Source organism: Geobacillus sp. WSUCF1 (assembly GCF_000422025.1).
In the GTDB taxonomy this organism is placed as follows: Bacteria; Bacillota; Bacilli; order Bacillales; family Anoxybacillaceae; genus Geobacillus; species Geobacillus zalihae.
The window spans coordinates 1-15905 of record NZ_ATCO01000037.1 but is presented as its reverse complement, the minus strand read 5'-3'; the positions used below and the strand labels follow the sequence as shown (position 1 = coordinate 15905).

The 15905-nt window shown below is 52.4% G+C and carries 24 protein-coding genes, 3 pseudogenes and 1 riboswitch; of the genes and pseudogenes, 9 read left to right on the top strand and 18 right to left on the bottom strand.

Annotated elements, in window-relative coordinates:
• A partial coding sequence (locus I656_RS0114980) for an HD-GYP domain-containing protein (RefSeq protein ID WP_235048599.1) occupies window positions 1-473 on the top strand: 473 nt, incomplete at its 5' end.
• A gap of 38 nt (window positions 474-511) precedes the next feature.
• Here I656_RS0114980 and metC read toward each other — a convergent pair.
• Together metC and I656_RS11340 are read right to left on the bottom strand one after the other, a co-directional pair.
• Complete coding sequence (metC, locus tag I656_RS11335; RefSeq protein ID WP_020754313.1) at window positions 512-1690, bottom strand: cystathionine beta-lyase; 1179 nt, start codon at window positions 1688-1690, stop codon at window positions 512-514.
• Between the two features lie 3 nt (window positions 1691-1693).
• Window positions 1694-2797, bottom strand: coding sequence for a methionine biosynthesis PLP-dependent protein (locus tag I656_RS11340; RefSeq protein ID WP_020754312.1), 1104 nt, complete (start codon window positions 2795-2797; stop codon window positions 1694-1696).
• 199 nt (window positions 2798-2996) lie between these two features.
• Window positions 2997-3107, bottom strand: a riboswitch (SAM riboswitch).
• 188 nt (window positions 3108-3295) lie between these two features.
• On the opposite strand from I656_RS11340, the gene I656_RS0114975 reads away from it, so the two are divergent.
• The 3 genes and pseudogenes from I656_RS0114975 to I656_RS0114965 all read left to right on the top strand — a co-directional run bounded on the left by I656_RS0114975 (window position 3296) and on the right by I656_RS0114965 (window position 5081).
• On the top strand, window positions 3296-4024 hold the full coding sequence (locus I656_RS0114975) for an esterase family protein (RefSeq protein WP_013146035.1): 729 nt from the start codon (window positions 3296-3298) through the stop codon (window positions 4022-4024).
• A gap of 98 nt (window positions 4025-4122) precedes the next feature.
• Window positions 4123-4645 (top strand): annotated as a pseudogene (locus I656_RS0114970) (YjcG family protein).
• Between the two features lies 1 nt (window position 4646).
• A complete protein-coding gene (locus I656_RS0114965) occupies window positions 4647-5081 on the top strand; it encodes a GNAT family N-acetyltransferase (RefSeq protein WP_013146036.1) in 435 nt (144 codons plus the stop codon).
• A gap of 123 nt (window positions 5082-5204) precedes the next feature.
• On the opposite strand, the gene I656_RS11345 is transcribed toward I656_RS0114965, so the two are convergent.
• The 3 genes and pseudogenes from I656_RS11345 to I656_RS11350 form a co-directional block, all read right to left on the bottom strand.
• Window positions 5205-5462: a stage VI sporulation protein F gene (locus I656_RS11345; protein ID WP_011230363.1), complete on the bottom strand. Its 258-nt coding sequence runs from the start codon at window positions 5460-5462 to the stop codon at window positions 5205-5207.
• 126 nt (window positions 5463-5588) lie between these two features.
• A pseudogene (locus tag I656_RS19860) lies at window positions 5589-5672 on the bottom strand (YjcZ family sporulation protein); the annotation flags it as partial.
• Between the two features lie 133 nt (window positions 5673-5805).
• On the bottom strand, window positions 5806-6042 hold the full coding sequence (locus tag I656_RS11350) for a hypothetical protein (protein ID WP_011230361.1): 237 nt from the start codon (window positions 6040-6042) through the stop codon (window positions 5806-5808).
• A gap of 128 nt (window positions 6043-6170) precedes the next feature.
• On the opposite strand from I656_RS11350, the gene I656_RS11355 reads away from it, so the two are divergent.
• A complete protein-coding gene (locus I656_RS11355; RefSeq protein ID WP_020754306.1) occupies window positions 6171-6491 on the top strand; it encodes a thioredoxin family protein in 321 nt (106 codons plus the stop codon).
• A 140-nt stretch (window positions 6492-6631) separates the two neighbouring features.
• On the opposite strand, the gene I656_RS18585 is transcribed toward I656_RS11355, so the two are convergent.
• The 11 genes and pseudogenes from I656_RS18585 to I656_RS11395 all read right to left on the bottom strand — a co-directional run bounded on the left by I656_RS18585 (window position 6632) and on the right by I656_RS11395 (window position 11897).
• The gene (locus I656_RS18585) at window positions 6632-6802 is read right to left on the bottom strand and encodes a hypothetical protein (protein ID WP_164832304.1); all 171 of its coding nucleotides are present in this window, start codon (window positions 6800-6802) and stop codon (window positions 6632-6634) included.
• A 20-nt stretch (window positions 6803-6822) separates the two neighbouring features.
• Window positions 6823-7683 (bottom strand): DUF421 domain-containing protein, encoded by an 861-nt coding sequence (locus tag I656_RS11360; protein ID WP_020754304.1) that lies wholly within the window; start codon window positions 7681-7683, stop codon window positions 6823-6825.
• 12 nt (window positions 7684-7695) lie between these two features.
• A complete protein-coding gene (locus I656_RS11365) occupies window positions 7696-7902 on the bottom strand; it encodes a DUF1657 domain-containing protein (protein ID WP_011230357.1) in 207 nt (68 codons plus the stop codon).
• A 12-nt stretch (window positions 7903-7914) separates the two neighbouring features.
• Window positions 7915-8271, bottom strand: coding sequence for a stage V sporulation protein AE (gene spoVAE / locus I656_RS11370; protein WP_013146042.1), 357 nt, complete (start codon window positions 8269-8271; stop codon window positions 7915-7917).
• 1 nt (window position 8272) lies between these two features.
• Window positions 8273-9286, bottom strand: a complete 1014-nt coding sequence (spoVAD, locus tag I656_RS11375; RefSeq protein WP_020278720.1) for a stage V sporulation protein AD — start codon at window positions 9284-9286, stop codon at window positions 8273-8275.
• Window positions 9286-9766, bottom strand: a pseudogene (gene spoVAC / locus I656_RS0114960) (stage V sporulation protein AC). Before spoVAC ends, spoVAD begins: the two are co-directional and overlap by 1 nt.
• A gap of 11 nt (window positions 9767-9777) precedes the next feature.
• On the bottom strand, window positions 9778-10254 hold the full coding sequence (locus I656_RS11380) for a YhcN/YlaJ family sporulation lipoprotein (RefSeq protein WP_033005017.1): 477 nt from the start codon (window positions 10252-10254) through the stop codon (window positions 9778-9780).
• A gap of 97 nt (window positions 10255-10351) precedes the next feature.
• Window positions 10352-10558 (bottom strand): DUF1657 domain-containing protein, encoded by a 207-nt coding sequence (locus I656_RS11385; protein ID WP_011230352.1) that lies wholly within the window; start codon window positions 10556-10558, stop codon window positions 10352-10354.
• Window positions 10559-10716: 158 nt separating this feature from the next.
• On the bottom strand, window positions 10717-10920 hold the full coding sequence (locus I656_RS11390; RefSeq protein ID WP_013523190.1) for a hypothetical protein: 204 nt from the start codon (window positions 10918-10920) through the stop codon (window positions 10717-10719).
• 27 nt (window positions 10921-10947) lie between these two features.
• Window positions 10948-11178: a hypothetical protein gene (locus tag I656_RS0114955; RefSeq protein ID WP_011230350.1), complete on the bottom strand. Its 231-nt coding sequence runs from the start codon at window positions 11176-11178 to the stop codon at window positions 10948-10950.
• A gap of 383 nt (window positions 11179-11561) precedes the next feature.
• Window positions 11562-11897: a spore coat protein regulator YlbO gene (locus I656_RS11395; protein WP_033005012.1), complete on the bottom strand. Its 336-nt coding sequence runs from the start codon at window positions 11895-11897 to the stop codon at window positions 11562-11564.
• Between the two features lie 155 nt (window positions 11898-12052).
• Here I656_RS11395 and I656_RS11400 point away from each other — a divergent pair, with 155 nt between their 5' ends.
• Both I656_RS11400 and I656_RS11405 read left to right on the top strand, forming a co-directional pair.
• Window positions 12053-12772: a hypothetical protein gene (locus tag I656_RS11400; protein WP_020754297.1), complete on the top strand. Its 720-nt coding sequence runs from the start codon at window positions 12053-12055 to the stop codon at window positions 12770-12772.
• Window positions 12773-12873: 101 nt separating this feature from the next.
• Window positions 12874-13638 (top strand): hypothetical protein, encoded by a 765-nt coding sequence (locus I656_RS11405; RefSeq protein WP_020754296.1) that lies wholly within the window; start codon window positions 12874-12876, stop codon window positions 13636-13638.
• Here I656_RS11405 and I656_RS17720 read toward each other — a convergent pair.
• Both I656_RS17720 and I656_RS11410 read right to left on the bottom strand, forming a co-directional pair.
• Window positions 13526-13936 (bottom strand): hypothetical protein, encoded by a 411-nt coding sequence (locus I656_RS17720; RefSeq protein WP_081212798.1) that lies wholly within the window; start codon window positions 13934-13936, stop codon window positions 13526-13528. The genes I656_RS11405 and I656_RS17720 overlap by 113 nt on opposite strands.
• A gap of 23 nt (window positions 13937-13959) precedes the next feature.
• Window positions 13960-14310, bottom strand: a complete 351-nt coding sequence (locus tag I656_RS11410) for a DUF1360 domain-containing protein (protein ID WP_011230345.1) — start codon at window positions 14308-14310, stop codon at window positions 13960-13962.
• A 174-nt stretch (window positions 14311-14484) separates the two neighbouring features.
• Here I656_RS11410 and I656_RS11415 point away from each other — a divergent pair, with 174 nt between their 5' ends.
• Together I656_RS11415 and I656_RS11420 are read left to right on the top strand one after the other, a co-directional pair.
• Complete coding sequence (locus I656_RS11415) at window positions 14485-14787, top strand: hypothetical protein (RefSeq protein WP_011230344.1); 303 nt, start codon at window positions 14485-14487, stop codon at window positions 14785-14787.
• Between the two features lie 161 nt (window positions 14788-14948).
• The coding region (locus I656_RS11420) for an aminoglycoside phosphotransferase family protein (RefSeq protein WP_020754295.1) at window positions 14949-15905 on the top strand (957 nt) is incomplete at its 3' end.

The following is a 15905-nucleotide window of genomic DNA, read 5'->3' as shown; positions in this document are numbered from 1 at the left end:
ACGCCAACCGAAATTCATCTCCCACTTTCACTGGTGCTGGCGCACCTTCACGTTTAGAAGTAGGAGACTTCTTTCGGAGGGAAGTTAAAGTGGGAAAGCTAAGCGATGATGAATTTGCCCGGATCAAAAAACACCCCGCCCTTGGGGAGGCCATTTTGCGGGAAGTCAGGCCGATCGAACCGATCGAACCGCTTCTAGCCGGCATACGCTCCCATCACGAACGCATAGATGGAAAGGGATATCCAGATGGGTTGGCAGGTGATGACATTCCGTTGTTTGGCAAAATCATCGCCGTGGCCGATGCATTTGACGCCATGACTTCCGATCGCCCGTACCGAAAAGGCATGGATATTCGTCAAGCGGCGGACATCTTGAGAAAAGGAAAGGGAACGCAGTGGGACAGCGAACTCGTCGACCTCTTTTTGAAACACTTACAAGAGGAGAAGCTGTTGTCAACCTCAGCGGCATCTTGACCCGCCCGCCAAGCTGTGAAGGCTTGGCGGGCTGATGGCTATGGCGTTGAAACTGACGGCCGCTCCTGAACAAACGACAACGCCTGCTCAAAATCGGCGATCAAATCGTTGACATCCTCAATCCCGACGCTCAGCCGCAACAAGCCGTCGGTAATGCCGCGGCGGAGTCGCTCGTCTTTCGGCATGGCCGCATGCGACATTTTCGCCGGGTGCGATAAAATCGACTCGACCGCGCCAAGGCTGACGGCGAACACGGGCAAGCGGACGTTTCGGACGAACGTCCGGGCCGCTTCTTCATCGGCCAAGCGGAACGACAGCACGGCGCCAAACCCGTCCGCTTGATGGCGCTGGATGTCATGGCCTGGGTGGTGCGAAAGCCCCGGATAATACACTTCTTCGACCTTTGGGTGACAAGCCAAATATTGGGCGATGGCGGCCGCTGATTCAGATGACTGCTTCAGCCGGACGTGGAGCGTTTTTAATCCGCGCAGCACAAGCCACGCATCTTGGACGCCAAGGACAGCGCCAAATGCGTTTTGCAGTTTGTACAGCTCTTTTCCCAACTCTTCATCTTTCACCACGGCCAATCCGGCGACGACGTCGCTATGGCCGGCTAAAAATTTCGTGGCGCTGTGAAGGACAATATCGACGCCAAGGTCAAGCGGCCGCTGCAGCGCCGGCGTCATGAACGTATTATCCAAGAACGTCAAACAGCCGTGCGCTTTCGCCAGTTTGACGACGCCTTGAATATCGGTCACTTTTAACAATGGGTTGGACGGCGTTTCCATATAAATGACTTTCGTGTTCGGTCGGATGTTTTCGGCCACTGCGTTTAAATCGGTCATATCGACAAACGTATGCTCGATGCCAAAGCGGGTCAACACTTCCGTGATCATCCGGTACGTGCCGCCGTAGACGTCTTCAGTCACGAGGACGTGGTCGCCTCGGGACAAGAGCAAAAACGCCGTCGAAATGGCCGCCATGCCAGAAGCGAAGGCGAATCCGCGCACGCCGCCTTCTAACGCCGCGATCGTTTCCTCGAGCGCCTCGCGCGTCGGGTTGCCGGAGCGGCTGTAGTCGTATTTGCCGAATGAATCGAAATCGAACTGATGGAACGTGGAGGCATGCTGGATCGGCACGCTCACCGCTCCCGTGTGGCGATCGACTTTCCATTCATTATGGAGCAGTTTCGTTGAAAACGACCATTCCCGTTCCATCGCTTACACCTCTTTCATGTGTTTGAACGCCTGCGCCAAGTCGGCGATCAAATCGTCAGCGTGCTCAATGCCGACCGAGAAACGGAGCAGCCGGTTGCAAATACCGTTTTGGATGCGGATTTCCTCAGGAATGTCCGCATGCGTCTGCGTCGCTGGGTACGTAATAAAGCTTTCGACTCCGCCCAGGCTTTCCGCGAACGTAATGAGGCGCAAGCTTTTTAAAAACCCGTTCACCCACTTTTCATCGGCAATCCGGAACGACAGCATCCCGCCTCTTCCCGGATACAACACATCGGTGACATCTTCATGTTCGCGCAAAAAGGCGCTGATGCGCTTGGCGTTTTCTTCATGCTGGCGCATCCTTAGCGCCAGCGTTTTCATCCCGCGAATCAACAGCCACGAATCAAACGGCGACAAAACCGCGCCGATGGCGTTCTGATACTCGGCCAGGCGTTGACAGAGCTCCTCGCCCTTGGCGACGACAAGGCCAGCCAGCACATCGTTATGGCCGCCTAAATATTTCGTGGCGCTGTGGATGACAATATCGGCGCCTTGTTCGATCGGGCGTTGAAGCACCGGTGTATAAAACGTGTTGTCAACGATCAACAAAAGCCCATGCCGTTTGGCAAGCGCGGAGACAGCGGCAATATCCGTCTCCTGCATCAATGGGTTCGTCGGCGTTTCCAAGAAAATGGCTTTCGTTTTTTCCGTTATCGTTTCTTCCACTGCATCGAGGTCAGCAAAGTCAACGTAATGAAACCCAAGACCGTACTTGCGCCAGCCGCGCTCAAACAGGCGGTACGTGCCGCCGTAAAGGTCGGCCGATACGAGAAACTCGTCTCCGCTCTCAAACAAGGCGAGCACCGTCTGAATGGCGGCCATGCCGGAGCTGAACGCATAGCCTTGGTCGCCGCCTTCCAGTCTCGCGATCGCTTCTTCGACGATTTTGCGCGTGGGGTTGCCGGTGCGGATGTAGTCAAACCCAGTCGACTCTCCGATGCCGGCATGGCGGTAGGCGGTGGAAAAATAAACCGGCGGGTTGACCGTCCCCGTCACCGTTTCGCTCCGGTTGCCAATTTGCGCTAACAACGTCTCCAGTTTCTCCATCTCATCTCTCTCCTTCTGCTGAAAATTCCATCATGGATCAACGGCCGACCATTTGACGCCCAACGAAGCGCCGCTGTCTGTCGGGCAGCGGCCGAGGGCCTTGATCCTCGACGCCCCTCGGTTGAGGGAGCGGCCGCTTGAGTAAATAAAAAAAGTCTTCTAAGAAGAAGACTTTTCCATACACATGGGGTCATGCTTCTTCTTATCTGCCGAATTGAATGCTCAATTCGCTGGATTTAGCACCTGGCCGCCGGGCGGCTGGTTGCTGAAGCTTCATTGGGCCAGTTCCCTCCGCTTCTCTTGATAAGAATGAGACGCGTATTCAATTTTTCTAATTTTAATAAAAAATGTAGCGCATTCCCCCCGTTTTTGCAAGCCATTTTTTTTGTGAATGGCACGATTCGGCAAATTCGCAAAAAATTCGAGCCCTTCGTTAACATCTTTTGGCGCAAATATGTTACAATAACAGATGAACTTACGCTTTCATGGAGGATGGTCATGGCGACAGCAACAGGAACGATGCGCGACTGCAAGTTGTACAGCGGAGAGCTGCAAGAAGAAATCGAACTGCTCGTCTACTTGCCAAGCAATTTTTCGCCGCTTTACAAATATTCTTTATTAATCGCGCAAGATGGCAAAGATTATTTTATGTATGGAAAAATGAAAACCGTCATCGAAACGCTGATGGCAGAAGGAACAATCGACCGGACGATCGTCGTCGGCATCCCGTATCGGAACGTCAACGACCGCTACGAGAAATACCACCCGGAAGGCCGAAAGCACGAAGCATACCTTCGTTTTTTAGCCCATGAACTCGTCCCGTTTTTGGACCGCGAACTGCCGACATACCAAATGGGCAAAGGCCGGGCGCTGATCGGCGATTCGCTCGGCGGAACGGTGTCGCTTCTAGCCGGGTTGTTGTATCCGCATACATTTGGGAAAATCGCCATGCAGTCCCCCTATATCGATGACTCGGTATTGGCGCGCATCCGCTCATTCCGCGATCCATCGCTCCTTTCGCTTTACCATTCTGTTGGCACAGAGGAAACAGCGGTGAAAACGACGGATGGCCATGTGCGCGATTTTATCACCCCGAATCGAATGGCGCGGGACTTGTTTATGGAAAAACGGTTTGCTTATACGTACCATGAGTTCGAAGGCGGCCATGCGTGGACGTATTGGCAGCCGGATGTCCCCCGAGCCGTAGCCGCTGTTTTATCATTATAGGACAAAACGGAGCAACTTCAAAGATGTCGAAGCCGCCGCATCCATTCCGTGCGTTTCCTGTGCGTGGAAAAAGAACTGGTTCAAGGAGGGAAAACAAAATGAAGTACGGCATTGTGATCTTTCCGCCAAAACGGATTCAGGACTTCGCCAACTCGTACCGGAAACGGTACGACAGCCATTACGCCCTCATCCCGCCGCATATTACGCTGAAATACCCATTTGAAGCGGATGAGGAGCAAATAAAAAAAAATGGCGAAAGAGTTGCGCCGCATTGCGGCGGAAACACCTCCCATTCCGATCAAAGTGACGAAATTCAGCTCGTTTTATCCGACAAGCAACATCATTTATTTGAAGGTGGAGCCAAACGACGTGCTCGAGCGCCTTCATGAACAACTGCACAGCGGCTTGTTCGCCGGAAAGCCGGAGTTTGTGTTCGTACCTCACATTACGATCGGCCGCGATTTGCCGGGCGCAGAATATGCGGACGTCTACAGCCAGCTGAAGCTGCAAGATGTGCACTTCGAGGAGACCGTCGACCGCTTCCATCTTCTCTATCAGCTGGAAAACGGCTCGTGGACCGTCTATGAAACGTTTATCGTCGGAGGAAAGGAAACGGTCTGAGATGAACATTGCGATTGGCACAACGCAAGATCGCGCTTTGTACGAAGACGCCTTGCGCGTCCGCCGGCTCGTATTCATTGAGGAGCAAAACGTGCCGGAAGACGAGGAAATCGACGCATTCGAGGACGACTCGTTCCACCTCGTCCTGTATGATGGCCAAACACCGGTCGGTGCTGGGCGACTCCGTTTCATTGACGAAGGCGTCGGCAAAATCGAGCGCATTTGCGTCCTGCCGTCCTACCGCGGCCGCGGCGCCGGACGGATGGTGATGGAAGCGATCGAACAGCTGGCGAAAACAAAAGGGGCGAAAACGGCGAAACTGAACGCCCAGACGCACGCGGAACCGTTTTACAAAAAGCTCGGCTACACGACCGTCTCCGGTGTCTTTATGGACGCTGGCATCCCACATGTCACGATGGTGAAATCGCTCGAATAACCAGCTGATTGAGCGTCCTGCGCCTACATGGCATCAAGTGCTGGGGGATCTGTAGAAACCTTTTCTTTTGCTTAGGCAGAGAGGGCAAAAAAGGGAGCTGTGCGCACGCAAGCTCCCTTTCGCTTATTTTTTGTTGTTCAGCATATTGGCAATCGTATTGAAATCAATTTGCTTGCCGTTATGGACGATCGCCTTGACGATTTGGTCTTCGAGCTCCTTTGGCACTTTTCGATTAGCGATTTGCGCCACCCGCTTCACCACTTGGCGCACCGTTTTTTCGTCGCTGAAATTGGCGTTTTGCAGCGAGTTGGCGAGCTCAAAAACGTCTTTCATATTGACACCTGTTTTCTTTTCGATGTTTTTAAAAAATTGCTGATCCATCGTTCCGCCTCCTTCTCCCTGCTATATCGTATGATGCTCCCGCCTCGGCGTGCATCAAATTAGGGAAAGAAAAATACGAGCCGCTCCGTGGCGCCGAAACGGCCCGTATCCCATTCGCTTTTTCCGTTAGGCGACAAATGCCGCGCCGACAATAATCAACAAAATGAACAACACGACAATCAGCACAAAGCCACCGCCATAGCCACCGCCATAGCCACCGCCATAGCCGTAGCCGTAGTACGGAAATCCATAGCCGCAGAAGCCCATCATGATGCACCTCCTTCTTTGTTTACTGTATCGTATTCATCCGCGCATCAAGACGTATGGGCGCAAGGGCATTTTGTCATCCAAATCGGCGGAACAGCTCGGCAAATTCCCGCTCCTTCTTCGCAAACCATTGCTCGATGTAGTCTAAGTTGCCTTGCACACTTTTTAAAAATCCATTGTTCAATTTTTCGATTTCTTGCAGCTGTTTGTTAAAGTCCTTTCCCCATTGTTCAAACAGGCGGATGAACGTTTCATGCCCTTCTTTGCGTGACGCCACCCAACCTTCGAGCGCCTTTTCCAGTTCTTTGCTCACACTTTCCCCCCCTTTCTTACTGTTGTATGCAAAAACGACTGCCCGAGGTGAAGGCGTCCCCGTTCTTTTTTTGCCTTGCCATATGGTAAAGTAAAGATGAACGGCAACATGAAAGGGAGGGAACGAATGTGAGACAGATTGAAACAGCTGAGCAATTCGAGGCGGCCATTTCCGGCGATAAGCCAGCGATTATGAAGTTTTACACAACTTGGTGTCCGGACTGCGTGCGCCTCAATATGTTCATCGATGACATCGTTCGCGACTATGGACAATATGATTGGTTTGAAATCGACCGTGACCAGTTTCCGGAACTTGGCGAGAAATACCAGGTGCTTGGCATCCCGAGCCTGCTGGTCTTCCGCAACGGAAAAAAAATAGCTCATCTGCACAGCGCTGACGCCAAAACGCCGGAAGAGGTGCGCGCCTTTTTGCAGTCTCTGCCGGAGTAAGGCGGGGCGGCGCCCTTGCGTCGCCAGAGAAGAAGGGCAACAAAAAGAGGCTGTCCGAGAAGGAAGTTTTCCTTCCCGGACAGCCAATGCGAATGAACAGACAGCTCCTTATGGATCGCCGATTGTGGAAACGGAAGCCGTCAATATTCGATTTCGTCGTAGTCTTTCGGCTGGCGCGTCAGCTGCGGGCTGTCAAACATCAATTCAATCAAAATTTCCTCATCGGTCGTCCGCGTCCGCTCGGAGCGGTCGTTCGTTTTCAATTGGATTTGAATTTCCTCATCCGTCGTTTTTGTCCGTTTGTCTTCCATCGTCTTTTCCTCCTGTGTCATCAGTTTCGCAAGAGCGGTTCGACTTTTTGCACAAGCTCTGCCATTTCTGCGGCGTTTCGTTCATACAGCGCCTTCGCCTCTTCGGAATTCGTCTGCAACGCATACAGCTCCAGATCAGCCTGCACTTTTTTCATCGCGGCCAAGAGCAGCTTTTTCTCCTGCGGCTCGGCAATTTGGATCTTATCATCGTACAAATCGATCGTCAGCTGTCCGTATGAATCGACTTGGGCGAGAAACACATTTTCAATCGCCACTCCTTGTTTGTCAAGCTGTTCCTTCAGCCAGCCGCGGCCAAGCCCCATCGTAGCGAGTGGCTCATCCAAAATCATGCCGTCCATAATGACCGTTTGCGGCTCTTTTTCCCGCGGTGGGTTTGGGAACACATCTCCGACGGTGAGCGGCTGCTTTTCCCGCTTCAGCAACACGTTCAAGTCGCCGTTTGGCTCAAGCACCGCAAACTCGACGTCGGCGACGCGGAACACATCTTTTTTGCGCAGCTGTTCGAGCAGCTCGTCAACCGTATATTTCTCCCGTTTCAAGTTTTCCTCTAAAATTTTGCCGTTTTTAATAAAAACCGTGGAATTGCCCTCGACAAAATCGCGAAATTTCTTGTTGCGCAGCGAGAGACGAGCGACAGCCACTGGAAACAGCGACCAAATCAAAATGCTGGTGATGCCTTCTTGCAACGAAATTCCTAAATCGACCGACATCGTTCCAGCGATATCGCCGACGGTAATGCCGACGATGTATTCAAAAAACGACAATTTTGATAATTGCTTTTTGCCGAGAATGCGGGTGATCACAAACAACCCGATTAAAATGCAAATCGAACGAATGGCGGTTTCTAACCATATAGGCATCGATCATGCTCCTTACTTTCCGTGGTATTGCGGCTCTTCGAACTCGAGCCGGCCGATCCGGTCTTTGATGTCCGCGATGATCTCCTCTGTCGCAAGCATCGCTTCATGAAACGTCCGCTGCGCCGTTTCATCCTGGGAAGTGAGCGCCAGCTGTTGCAGCCCAGCGTGAATGCCTTTTAAGCTCGCCAACGTTTGTTTCACCTGCGAAGCAACGGTCATGGAAGATCCCTCCTATCCTTTCGGGCGGAACAAGAGCGCCCCGATAAACCCAAAGACGATCGCCGCTGAGATGCCGGCGCTCGTCACTTCAAACATGCCGGTCAATACGCCGATAATGCCGTGTTTTTCCGCCTCTTGCATCGCGCCGTGAACGAGCGCGTTTCCAAAGCTCGTAATCGGAATCGTCGCCCCGGCGCCGGCAAAATCAATGAGTGGCTCATACAAACCGAATCCATCCAAAATCGCCCCGACGACGACGAGAATCGTCAACGTATGTGCAGGTGTCAGTTTAAACACATCCATCAAAATTTGCCCGATCACGCAAATCAGCCCGCCGACGACAAACGCCCAAAAAAACATAGCCAACACGCTACGCCTCACCTCCATACTCGATCGCCACCGCGTGGGCGATGCATGGAATCGTCTCGTTTTGCTGGAACGATAGCGGCGACAATAGCGCTCCTGTCGCGACTGCCAAAATGCGCTTCAGCTCGCCGCGCCGCATCCGTTTGATGAGATGCCCGTAAACGACAACGGCGGAACAAGCCGCCCCACTTGCGCCGGACAAAACCGGCTGCCCATCGCGGTAAATGAGCAGTCCGCAATCTTGGTAGCGCTCTTCATCGATGTCAATGCCGTGCTGACGCAGCAAGTCAAGGGAGACTTGGCGTCCGATTCGCCCTAGATCGCCGGTGACGATCAAATCGTAATACGATGCATCGATTTGCATGTCGCGCAAATGCGCCTCAATCGTATCGACCGCCGCCGGCGCCATCGCTCCACCCATGTTGAACGGGTCGGCAAGCCCCATATCCACAACGCGGCCGATCGTCGCCGCGGTCACGCGCGGCCCGTCCCCTTTCGGGCTGACGATCGCCACGCCAGCTCCCGTTACTGTCCACTGCGCCGTCGGCGGCTTTTGCCCGCCGTATTCCGTCGGGTAACGAAACTGTTTTTCGACGGCAGCGTTGTGGCTTGAGGCTCCGGTTAATATATAATCTGCCCCGCCGTAGTTGGTAATAAAAGCGCTTAGCGCCAGCCCTTCCATCGAAGTGGAACAGGCGCCAAAAACACCGAGATACGGCATGCCGAGCGTTCGGGCAGCAAAGCTTGTCGGGGTCATTTGGTTGATCAAGTCGCCGGCGATGAGAAATTGCACGTTTTCTTTCTCTAGGCCGGCTTTTTCCATCGCCTGAAACGCTGCTTCCTCCATGAGCACGCGGTGCGCCTTCTCGTACGACTCCTCTCCGAGCCATAAATCTTCGTGAAGAAGATCAAAGTCTTCCGCGAGGCGGCCGTTTGCCTCAAACGGCCCGCCGACCGCCGCTGTTGCGATGATTGCCGGCTTGTTCGCAAACACCCATGTGCGGTGCCCTTTCAGCATTACAATCCCCCCCACTGGGTCGCAATCGTTTTGACAAGGGCGATAACAAAGGCGGCAAACGTACCGAACAAGATGACCGATCCGGCGAGCTTGAACATGTTCGAGCCGACGCCTAACACAAATCCTTCCGTCCGGTGCTCAATCGCCGCCGAGATGACGGCGTTGCCAAACCCTGTCACCGGCACGGCGCTTCCCGCCCCAGCGAATTGGGCGATCCGGTCATAAACGCCAAGCCCAGTTAAAATCATCGACAAAAAGACCATCGTCGCCACCGTCGGATTGCCTGCCGTTTGCTCGGTAAAGTCAAAAAAAATACATGTAAAAATAAGAGATCGCCTGTCCAATCACGCAAATGATTCCGCCAACGAGAAACGCGCAAACACAGTTGCGAACGATAGGGCGCTTCGTTTCCCGCTCTTTTTCGAATAAATGATATTCCTGCTGAACCGGGGTCAGCTTTTTCCGTTTTTCATTCGCCATAATGACACCTCTTATGTTTGCTCTTTGCTTAGCTTTTCAATGCGCCTGACTTCCCGATTGACTTTTCGTTCATCCCAGCGTCGATTGTCCATGTTAGCTTTTAATTCCTTCGTCTTCCAAAAAATTTTCAAATCGCTCGAGGAAACAACGTCATAGCCAGGAAACAGGTCGCGCAGTTTTTGGTCAATGTCTTTCTCAATTTGTTTTCGACTCCACCGCTTCATATGGGGAATTTGATAAGCAATGAGCAACCGATCCCCGCTGTTGACCGCCACCACGTCCCGAACATCGTCGCGCCCGCGCAAATAGCTGGCCGCCCGCTCGGCCGGACCTTGGTTCAGCTCCGCATGTTTCGCCGTCCCGGACGTTTGGGTTCTCAGCAGGTTTGCCCCTTGCAGCGATTGCTTTTGTTCCGTTTCTTCTTTGGCGCAGCCGCCGACCGCGATCATCGCAACGACGGCCGCCAACCACCATTTTTTCATCTTCATCAACCCATTCGTTTTTATGTATTTCCGCCAAGTCGGGAAAGGTTGGCGTGCTGTGCCAACCTTTCCGCCTAAACCATCCCATTCGCTTCTGCGAAGGTTATTGTTGTTTATATTGTGGCTCTTCGTTTTGAATTTCTTGCATGCGCGAGTTCACCAAATCAATGACCGCCTGCGTTTGTTGGGCAGCTTGTTGGTAAAGCTGTTTCGCGGCTTGGTTTTCGGTTTGCAAAGCAAACGTTTCGAAGCTCGCTTGAGCCGATTTTAACCCCGCCAATGTTTGTTTCACTTGTGTTGCAACCGTCATGATTCATGTCCTCCTTATATGGTGTAAGATTGGTGGTGACAATGTTTAGAATGGTTTTTCGCCGCCAAATTATAATTGTCATTTTCTGCAAAACGTTCTGCCGCCTTTCCAGCCTTTCCGGGCACGAAAAGGGCGCCTTCTGCAGGCGCCCATGCGGTTTACGACTTGTTATCAACTTTATCGGAATAACCGCGGCCAAGCGACGGGTTGTTTAAAATGCCGGCCATCACCAAAATGCTTAAGAAGGCATGGTACAGTTGTTCATATTTGCCAAGATCAATGTCGACGCCGAATGTCTCAAGCGCAATCACGGCAAACGATCCGATTGCCAGCCAAAGCCCGTAATTTTTAAAACGCTCCACCGTTTGCGTCCCCCATTTGCTTTATGGCTAGATCCACGAGAACGGTCTCCGTTCTCCTTCGTTTCGATCATGGCCTCCTTCACCATGTTCTTCCTTATCCCGGTCCCGCACATCTTCAACGGCTTCCATTTCCGTATCATCGCGGTGCGGGAACAACCACGGATCGCGGATGCGGCCGCGCGGCATAATGACGATGTCATCGGCATGAATGATCAATTTATCGACATGAATCACTTTCGCTTTTTTCCGATCCGACATGCCCTTCCCCCCCTTCCTTTCGCCTAGTTGCACTGTTAGACTATGCAAGGAGGCGAAGCGAAGTATAGGCATCTCTCACAGATTTCCGTTATTTCTTCTTGATGACGGCTGGCCGACCGCATCCGCATCCGCTCGGACGCCGCACAGGCTGCGTTGTCGAAGAAAGCACCCTTGTCACCGGTTTCGACGGAGTTGGCTTCTTCATTTCTCATCCCTCCATCCCGAAAAAGTGTAGCCCTCGCCGATCAACCAATTTATGTTCAAGTCCATTTCCGTACGATTCGTCTCTAATCGAAACGGCATAAAAACAAACAATGTCTAACGGCGAGAGAAAAAGCGAGCGGCTACTGCTATTGTATGGCTTGGCGAGCCAAGGGTGCCTCTCATTTTTCGTTTCGCTCCGGGTGTGGCATGATGGCATTTTCTTGCCTCAGTGTGCGGAAAAACCAGCTGTCCGGCCGTTCGTCCTCATCTGCCTTGCCCGTTTTTTCGCTCCATGGCGATTGCAGCAGCTGGCGGCGGAGCTCGTCATTTTCCTTCTCCAGCTGTTTGAGCTGCTCGTAGCGCTTGGCGCTTTGGTAAGCCAGCTCCTTTAACACAATGTTTTCGGCTTCCACCTCTTTCAGACGGCGCTCCAGTTCCGCCATTCGCTCAGCAAGCCGCTGTTCACCCGTGCTCCTTCTCTTTTCGTTCATCGCCCCATGTTTATTTTTCATCATTCGACATCTCCCCCTTTGATTCATCGCTGGCTGCGCCCACCAACCAAAAATCCGCATCTGTCCCAACACATTTACCTAATCCGTTCCATAGTATACAGTAGTCCCAAACCACCAAGCGTTGGGGAACAACTGAACGATAGGAGGAACGAAGAAAAATGAGTCATCATCACCGTCGCGATACAGAAAGAGTATGCATCAGAACGCGCAAAATTTACGACTGGGTGACGCGCCAAGTCGATGTGCCATTGCGCAGCTTCAGCGGCGAGGATTTGGAAGCACTTTTCCCGCTGGATCACTGCCGGCGGGAAGGAACGATTTGCGACTTTTTGGGAGCGCAACATACAAACCCGCAACACTTGACGATCCGCTGCTTCCTGACAGACGCCGACGGAAACCCGATCGACTCGGTCGTTGACCAGGACGCATTGATTTGCCAGGAAATTACGCAGCCAAACGGCCGGCAGTCCGTAAACGTCACCCTTCCTTCTGGGGAAACGGTGACGCTGCAAAAAGTCAAAGCGCTCATCAAAGGGCATGTCGTCGTGCAAATTGTCAGCCCAGCCGGCACGGTCATTTTCCAATCGAAACCAATTCCGTTCGCTACAGCACAAACGTTCATCTTGTGCGCCCCAGAAGGCACGCAGCTCAACTGCCATATTTCGTTCTTCGAATGCGACACGAGCCTAGTCTGCACAGACAACTTTGCACAACTTGATGTTTCCATCACCTTATGCCTTGAAGTCCAAGTGGAAGCTGATGTCAAAATCGAAGTCGAAGCTCGTTTCTGCCAACCGCGCGAAGAATTGGCCGAAGCCGTGCTTTGCCCGACAACCAAATTCCCGCCGCAATGCCCGGACGTATTCCCGGCCATGTAGCGTCCTGCACCGTTCAGGCTGTTGTTCCAACAACAGCCTTTTTTATATGGCATGCACCCGCAATGGATACATAAGATGAGAATGGAAGGGGTGGAAACCGTATGAAAAACAAAAACGACCAACATCTCCGTCTGCAGCAGCAAATCATCCACTACCGGTCAGAAGCAGCCTCATGCCGGCAACAAGTGCAGCAACTGGAGGCCGAGTTGGCCAAGGAAAAAATGCGCAGCGCCTATTTGAAAGAGAAGCTGCGTGAAGCAGAAACAACCAACGTTGAAACGTACAAGAAAAAAATCGCCGCCTTGGAACGCCAGCTTCTGTTGTGTGAAATTGCACTGGAAGAAACGCGATATAACACCTCAAAAGAGACACAGACACCAGCGTTTGAACGAGCTGCTGCCGTGTCAGCGTTGTTTCACTATTCTGTCGTCGTTCCGACGCATCTTGATGAGGAGGAGCTGACCATCATCGGCGATTTCATCATTCGCAATCACGGAACAGCGCCGCTTCACCATTTGATTGTCTGTCTCCGCCTTTCGCCTCCAAAAACGGCGGTGCTCAGCGGGAAAATTGTTTTGCCAAACAGCGGACGGGCCGAGCAGGAAACGCTGATCTCCAATAGCGCGGAAAGCTGGATGTTCACCCACGAAAACTGGCGGGAAAAAGTGCGGCAAAGCGGGGAATACTGGCTTGCCCCGCTTTATGACGCCCCGCTTGAACCAAGCGAGGAGCGGCGCTTTTCCCAGTTCGAAATCACTGTTCCCCCGTCCAGCAATGCCCGCTCATTGACGGTTGATGGATTCGTGTATTGCGCAGAACTGCCAAAGGGCGTTCCTGCCGCCAACCATATTGCCATTCAATGGTGACCCGCTCGTTTTCCGCCTTCATGCCGACCAGCGGCGCACCTGCTGTTTGGGCCGGCCGTTTTGAGCCGGCTCCGCTATTTCCTATTTCAAACAATAGCAGTTGGACGTTTCCTTCCATCAACGTCATCCCGACAAGCTGCGCGGCTGTTTTTGCATCACCGGCTGACGACGGCTTGACGACTTCCATCCACACCGCCGGCCATTCCTTCAGCGAACGTTGCCCAACCAGCATCACCGGTTCGCTGTCCATTTTTTGACCAAAACGACGCCCGCCGGCATCCCTCATTGGCTGTGTCATGACCTCAATAGCCGCCTTTCTCCTTACGACAACCATTTACTAACGATCGTCTCCATGATCGCCGCCCCGCCGGCAATCGCTAGAAGCATAATGAGCGGCTCAAAAACATTCGGCCAAAGCATTAGGCCAATATAACAAAACGCCGCACACCAGATCCCCGTGCACCAGTAGCAGCTCAGCAGTTCGCCAAACCAGCGACGCAGCCCGCCTCCCTTGAAAGAAAGAAACACTTGTTTGCTTCCGTCCGGAAGCTCCTGCTCCGTCCATTCGTGAAAGGGACGGCGAATCCAGGCGGTGATCGCGTCATATACGATGAGCCGTGTCAGGCGAAAGCTGGCTAAACAAAGAAGGACAAATGAAAACGGATCGTCCATGCTCCCCTCCCCTTTCCATGATTATGACCGCAAAAAACCGATTGCCTTCTGTCGTTCCCATTTGGCAGCTAGCGAATTCTCTTTGGTACAGACGTTTACCCAAACGCTCTCCTACGCCAATCATATGATGGAGTATAGGTTTTTAACACAAGAGACTAGAAAGGAGGCGACGCGATGTACCATGTCTTTTTCAACCGACGCCCAACCCGCCCCCGCCTTCCCCGTGCTCTTTACGAACAGCTGGCCGCGCTTCCACTCAACACTGAGGTTAACGTGCACACCACCAACGAGACGCATTACAATGCGCTTTTTCTCGGCTTCGAGCCGCGGACGAACAGCGTCTCGCTATTGGTTGACCGCTTTTATAAAGAGGGGGGGCGCTCGCTTACGATCGATGCTGCCACGATCACCTCAATCGATCTCCCTGCCTCCATGAGGCCAGCTCCATCCGCCGACACAGATGAAGAGGAAGAATAGCTAGAAAAGAAGGCACAGCCGGCTGACGCCAACCAGCGCGGTCGGCGCTTATTTTTTTGGCGGCGCCGTTTTCTCATTGACTAGTGCGCTTGTCTATACATTCGCTTCTCGTATTACATACACTTTTACTAATCGACAATAGATGCTAGGAGGAACTGATCTTGGCTTCGAAACGATCTCGCTTGTTGTTTGACATTTTAAGCAGTTACGACCTGACTGGAACTGAAGTCGATATCATGAAGGAACTGAAAAACGACAAAGTATGGCTTGTGCGAAACAAAAAAACGAGGGAACGGTACGTGCTGAAACGGCTGAGCGAAGACAAAACGAATTTTCCGATTTTGCTTCATTCAAAGCTGTACCAAGAAGGATTTCATGTCCCAAAAATCTTCCAAACGAAAACAGACCAATATTACATCCACCGAAAAGGCCATTACTACTATTTGATGGACTACATCGTCCCAAGCGGAACGAAGCCCTCTTTCCAACAACGGATCGAAGGGCTCGCCCGCTTTCATGCTCACAGTCTGTTTGCCGATTGGATCGGCCCCTGCCCTTCATCGTTTCCGGAGCCAAAAGACGTGCTGAGCGCACATCGGCAAAAAGCAGCACAGTTAGAGGAGCAGGCAAAGGCCATCGATCATGGTGACACTCTTTCTCATATAATGGAACAGATGGCTGGAATCGCGAATCAAAGTTATGCATGGCTTGAAAAAAGCAATCTAGCTGATTTTTGCCGCACAGCGAAAGAACGAAAGGCCATTTGCCACGGGGATTACAACAGCAACAACCTTTTATTGGCGGAAAACCACGAAGTCATGATGATTGACTTTGACCGCGCCTACTATGGCCTCCCGCTTGATGATTTTCGCTTTCTGCTTGTTTCATTGATGAAAAACCCGAAAAACGATGCGGTAAAACGAACGAAGCTGCTATTTGACCTTTATTTCTCCATTTGCCCGCTGTACGCTCCGTACAAGAGCGTCTATGTCGCTGATGCTATGTTTCCTCACGTGTTTTACAGCGAAGCGGTCGGCCGTGAAAAACAAAAGCAAGCGTTGCACAGCCCATCGTCCTTGGACTTGCTCACCCGCCTCGCCGAACAGGAAACAAAAAAA

What these genes read in the sequence shown, in the direction of transcription:
- metC (WP_020754313.1), bottom strand. Translation starts at nt 1,690, where the DNA reads ATGGAACGGGAATGGTCGTTTTCAACGAAACTGCTCCATAATGAATGG.
- I656_RS11340 (WP_020754312.1), bottom strand. Translation starts at nt 2,797, where the DNA reads ATGGAGAAACTGGAGACGTTGTTAGCGCAAATTGGCAACCGGAGCGAA.
- I656_RS0114975 (WP_013146035.1), top strand. Translation starts at nt 3,296, where the DNA reads ATGGCGACAGCAACAGGAACGATGCGCGACTGCAAGTTGTACAGCGGA.
- I656_RS0114965 (WP_013146036.1), top strand. Translation starts at nt 4,647, where the DNA reads ATGAACATTGCGATTGGCACAACGCAAGATCGCGCTTTGTACGAAGAC.
- I656_RS11345 (WP_011230363.1), bottom strand. Translation starts at nt 5,462, where the DNA reads ATGGATCAGCAATTTTTTAAAAACATCGAAAAGAAAACAGGTGTCAAT.
- I656_RS18585 (WP_164832304.1), bottom strand. Translation starts at nt 6,802, where the DNA reads ATGGAAGACAAACGGACAAAAACGACGGATGAGGAAATTCAAATCCAA.
- I656_RS11360 (WP_020754304.1), bottom strand. Translation starts at nt 7,683, where the DNA reads ATGCCTATATGGTTAGAAACCGCCATTCGTTCGATTTGCATTTTAATC.
- I656_RS11365 (WP_011230357.1), bottom strand. Translation starts at nt 7,902, where the DNA reads ATGACCGTTGCTTCGCAGGTGAAACAAACGTTGGCGAGCTTAAAAGGC.
- spoVAD (WP_020278720.1), bottom strand. Translation starts at nt 9,286, where the DNA reads ATGCTGAAAGGGCACCGCACATGGGTGTTTGCGAACAAGCCGGCAATC.
- I656_RS11380 (WP_033005017.1), bottom strand. Translation starts at nt 10,254, where the DNA reads ATGAAGATGAAAAAATGGTGGTTGGCGGCCGTCGTTGCGATGATCGCG.
- I656_RS11385 (WP_011230352.1), bottom strand. Translation starts at nt 10,558, where the DNA reads ATGACGGTTGCAACACAAGTGAAACAAACATTGGCGGGGTTAAAATCG.
- I656_RS0114955 (WP_011230350.1), bottom strand. Translation starts at nt 11,178, where the DNA reads ATGTCGGATCGGAAAAAAGCGAAAGTGATTCATGTCGATAAATTGATC.
- I656_RS11395 (WP_033005012.1), bottom strand. Translation starts at nt 11,897, where the DNA reads ATGATGAAAAATAAACATGGGGCGATGAACGAAAAGAGAAGGAGCACG.
- I656_RS11400 (WP_020754297.1), top strand. Translation starts at nt 12,053, where the DNA reads ATGAGTCATCATCACCGTCGCGATACAGAAAGAGTATGCATCAGAACG.
- I656_RS11405 (WP_020754296.1), top strand. Translation starts at nt 12,874, where the DNA reads ATGAAAAACAAAAACGACCAACATCTCCGTCTGCAGCAGCAAATCATC.
- I656_RS17720 (WP_081212798.1), bottom strand. Translation starts at nt 13,936, where the DNA reads ATGACACAGCCAATGAGGGATGCCGGCGGGCGTCGTTTTGGTCAAAAA.
- I656_RS11410 (WP_011230345.1), bottom strand. Translation starts at nt 14,310, where the DNA reads ATGGACGATCCGTTTTCATTTGTCCTTCTTTGTTTAGCCAGCTTTCGC.
- I656_RS11415 (WP_011230344.1), top strand. Translation starts at nt 14,485, where the DNA reads ATGTACCATGTCTTTTTCAACCGACGCCCAACCCGCCCCCGCCTTCCC.